General features: G+C 55.2%; 4 protein-coding genes and 1 pseudogene. All 5 read left to right on the forward strand.

Annotated features, from left to right (window positions below; genetic code table 11):
- Positions 1 to 331 (forward strand): annotated as a pseudogene (locus tag K5905_RS28990) (branched-chain amino acid ABC transporter permease); the annotation flags it as partial.
- A gap of 72 nt (positions 332 to 403) precedes the next feature.
- Entirely contained in the window at positions 404 to 1,471 is a 1,068-nt protein-coding gene (locus K5905_RS28995) for a branched-chain amino acid ABC transporter permease (RefSeq protein WP_297590964.1), read from the forward strand.
- Positions 1,472 to 1,481: 10 nt separating this feature from the next.
- Positions 1,482 to 2,237, forward strand: a complete 756-nt coding sequence (locus K5905_RS29000; RefSeq protein ID WP_297590958.1) for an ABC transporter ATP-binding protein — start codon at positions 1,482 to 1,484, stop codon at positions 2,235 to 2,237.
- Entirely contained in the window at positions 2,234 to 3,013 is a 780-nt protein-coding gene (locus K5905_RS29005; RefSeq protein WP_297590960.1) for an ABC transporter ATP-binding protein, read from the forward strand. The genes K5905_RS29000 and K5905_RS29005 overlap by 4 nt, the downstream gene beginning before the upstream one ends.
- Before the next feature lie 170 nt (positions 3,014 to 3,183).
- Positions 3,184 to 4,125, forward strand: a 942-nt coding sequence (locus K5905_RS29010; RefSeq protein WP_297590962.1) for a calcium:proton antiporter, incomplete at its 3' end; no start/stop codon positions are given.

Genomic DNA, 4,125 nt, shown 5'->3' on the forward strand with positions numbered 1-4,125 from the left:
ACGGCGGTTCACGGTTGTCTTCGCGATCGCCGCGGTGGTCGCCGGACTGGCTGGCGTGATGTACACACCGATCCTGCCGCCCGACTATCACATGGGCATGGACTTCCTTGTGCTCAGTTTCGTCGTGGTCGTGGTTGGTGGCATGGGCTCTCTTCCCGGAGCGGTCACGGCGGGTTTCCTGCTCGGCATCCTGCAATCCTTCGCATCTATGAATGAGGTGAAGGCGATCTTCCCGGGCATCGACCAAATCATCATCTACCTCGTAGCTGTGGTTATTCTGCTTGTGCGTCCGCGCGGGTTGATGGGCCGCAAGGGCGTCATGGAGAGCTAAAACATGACAATGAATTCATCTCCAGCGCGAGACACTGTCTTTTTCCTCATCTTTGCCGCAGCGGTACTCACAATGCCCATCTGGCTGGCACCGATCGGGGCCGGATATCCGGATCTCTTGCAGAAGTTCGCGATCTTCGGCCTCTTTGCCACCGGCTTCAATCTGCTTTTCGGGCTAACCGGGTATTTGTCCTTCGGGCACGCTGCCTTCCTTGGTGTCGGTTCTTACACCGCTGTGTGGTCATTCAAACTTCTGGGCATGAACCCGATACCGGCGGCCATTCTGGCGGTGGTCACGTCAGGAATTTTTGCACTGGCTATCGGCTATGTCTCACTGCGGCGTTCCGGGATCTACTTCTCGATCCTGACACTCGCCTTTGCACAGATGTCCTATAACCTGGCCTATTCGGTTTTGACGCCGATCACCAATGGTGAAACGGGGCTACGGGTTCTGGAAAGCGATCCGCGCATTCTGGACGGCTCTGCAGCTACCGACGGACCGCTGATCTCGTCGCTCTTCGGCATCGAGATGACGGGTTATGCCGGCTTCTACTTCTGCGCCGCAGTGCTTCTGATCGGCTTCTTTGTCGCTCAGCGGATCTTCCGATCCCCGTTCGGCATCATGCTCAGAGCTGTCAAAACCAATCAGAACCGGATGAATTATACCGGCCTCAATCCGCGGCCCTACACATTGGCAGCCTTTGTCATATCCGGAATGTATGCAGGGCTTGCCGGTGCACTGATGTGTATCACCGACCCTTTGGCTGGCGCAGAGCGCATGCAATGGACCGCGTCGGGTGAAGTCGTCCTGATGACGATCCTGGGCGGTGCAGGCACTTTGCTTGGTCCGATTTTCGGTGCGGCCCTGATCAAGTATTTTGAGAACATCTTCTCCGCTTTCAACGAACAGACCCTGCATGAGATTTTCGGATTTCTACCCGATTTCCTGGAGTATCCGGTTGTGGCGGTTTCCAGCCTCTTCGTTGGTGAAGGCTGGCATCTGACCCTCGGTGTTCTTTTCATGCTGATCGTTATTTTCCTGCCAGGTGGCCTGATGGAAGGGATCTCTCGGATCTTCCGCGCTTTCAAGCGTTCGCCAGGTAAAACCAACCCGACCGGCGCAACAGCCCCAGCTGAGTAAGGAAACGATCATGGAAATCTTACGCGTAGAGGGCGTGAACAAATCGTTCGGTGGTCTGAAAGCCCTCAACAATGTGAACTTCTCGGTAGAAGAGGGAACGGTTCACGCGATCATCGGCCCTAACGGAGCGGGAAAATCAACCTTCCTGAACTGCATGATCGGACGTCTTGCACCTGACACAGGCAGCGTGATGTTTGGTGACATCTCGCTTACCGGGATGAAGCCGTACGAAATCAATCAGGCGGGTGTCTCCCGTGTTTTTCAGACACCTGAGATTTTTGCGGAACTGACACTTCTGGAAAACGTCATGATTCCAACAATGGCGAAGCGGGATGGAGAATTCGCACTCCATGCTTTCAAACGTCTGGATCAGGATGCGGAAATCCGGGACAAGGCACTTCATATGCTCGAGGATGTCGGCCTCGCGGAAAAGAGTGGCACCATTTCGGGGGCCCTGTCTCGAGGAGACAAGCGGAGGCTCGAGTTGGCGATGTGCCTTTCTCAGGACCCGAAACTGCTGCTGTTGGACGAGCCCACCGCGGGTATGTCGCGGGCAGACACCAACAACACAATCGACCTACTCAAACGGATCAGCGATCGCGGTATCACCAAGGTAGTGATCGAGCATGACATGCATGTGGTGTTTTCACTGGCCAAGAAAGTAACGGTTCTGGCGCAGGGAACGATCATTGCAGAAGGCAGACCGGAAGACATCAAAGGCGATCCCCGTGTGCAGGAAGCCTATCTCGGAGGAGCACACCTGTGACCATTCTTGAAGATCAGTTTGCAGGAAAGACCGCACCGTCGGTAAAGCCGCAGAAAGCGCGCGGGACCGCGCCGGCCTTCTTCTCGGCCTGGGACATGCACTCCTACTATGGCGAAAGCTATATCGTGCAGGGTGTCAGTTTTGATGTTCGTGAAGGTGAAATTCTGGCGCTTCTTGGCCGTAATGGCGCAGGAAAAACCTCGACATTGCGCACGATCGCCCGCATGGACGACCCAAATCTGACCCATGGCGAGATCTGGCTGGATCACAAGCCACTGCATGAAATGAAGAGCTACCAGGCTGCGCGTCTCGGCGTGGGGCTTGTGCCGGAAGACAGACGGATCATTCCCGGACTGACCGTGCAGGAAAATCTGGAGCTCTCCCAGATCGCGGAGCCGAAAGGGTGGTCGATTGAGCGGATATACGATCATTTTCCGCGTCTTGCCGAACGACGTTCTCAGGACGCCGTTACTATGTCCGGAGGCGAGCAGCAGATGCTCGCGGTTGCCCGGATTTTGGCGCGCGATATCAAACTGCTGCTGCTTGACGAACCCTATGAAGGTCTGGCGCCTGTGATCGTTCAGGAAATTGAACGCATTCTGGAAGGTGTCAAGGACCTTGGGATCACAACCATCATCGTCGAACAGAATGCAATCGCTGCGCTGCATCTGGCTGATAGGGCCGTGATCCTCGATATGGGGGAGGTTGTCTTTGACGGTGTAGCCCAGGAAGTGCTCGACAATGCGGAACTTCGCCAGGAATACCTGGCGATTTAAGTGAGAGTTCGAAATTTAGTGGAAAAGCCGGCGATCCACGCCGGCTTTTTTGTTGGGGTCGAAGGGGAAATCTTCGTGTTGCGACAAAGCACTGGGACAGCCTATAGTTTCGCCATTCGTCCACTAAAATTTTCGCCCGATGGTGACTTGTGAGTATTTTGAGATCTGAATTGCCCAGCCTGATCGGGTTCCTCGTGTTTGCGGTTTTTACCCTGGCCGGAGACGCATTGAAGCCGGAAACAGTCGGCATAGGTGTGTCTCTTGGACTTCTGGCAGCGATATTTGCAACTGTCATGTGGTGTGCATTTTCGGTTGTCAGGCATGCTGAATGTCTTGCGACGATTTTCGGAGAACCCTTCGGGACGTTGATCCTGACACTTGCGGTAATCGGCATCGAAGTCGCCCTAATCGTGGCGATCATGCTGTCGGGCGAAGCAGCGCCTGCGATGGCGCGCGATACGATGTTTTCCGTCGTTATGATTGTTCTGAACGGACTTGTCGGCTTGTGTTTGCTCGCCGGTGGCTTACGGCACAGAAATCAGACTTACAATCTGCAAGGGGCAAATGCCTTTTTGTCGGTTCTGGTGCCATTGGCAATTTTTGCACTGGTCTTGCCCAGGGTGACACACTCCGCTCCTGGCGGCGAACTGTCTCCACTTCAAGCGGTCTTTGAGGTGGTGATGTCGATCCTGCTCTACGGTGTATTCCTGGCAATTCAGACAGTCACACACAGCGACATCTTCCGTCAGCCGAATTCTGTCGATGATGATCACGGCCATCACAATGTGGTGGTTCGTTCCGTGCCATTTCATGTAGCAGGCCTGTTTCTAGCGCTCCTGCCGATCATTCTCCTTTCCAAGAAGCTTGCGCTTTATGTGGAGTTCGGGATCGCCGGTCTCGGTGCACCGCTGGCCCTGAGCGGCTTTATTGTCGCTGCTCTGGTCCTGATGCCGGAAGGGCTCAGTGCACTTCAGGCCGCGCGGGAAAACAAGCTTCAGCGCGCCGTCAATATCTGCCTGGGGTCAGCTGTTGCCACAATCGGCCTCACAGTGCCGGCAGTACTGCTGGTGGGCTGGGTCACCGGGCACAGGATTGAACTTGGGCTGGAATAC

The sequence above is a fragment of the Roseibium sp. genome (genome assembly GCF_025698965.1).
In the GTDB taxonomy this organism is placed as follows: Bacteria; Pseudomonadota; Alphaproteobacteria; order Rhizobiales; family Stappiaceae; genus Roseibium.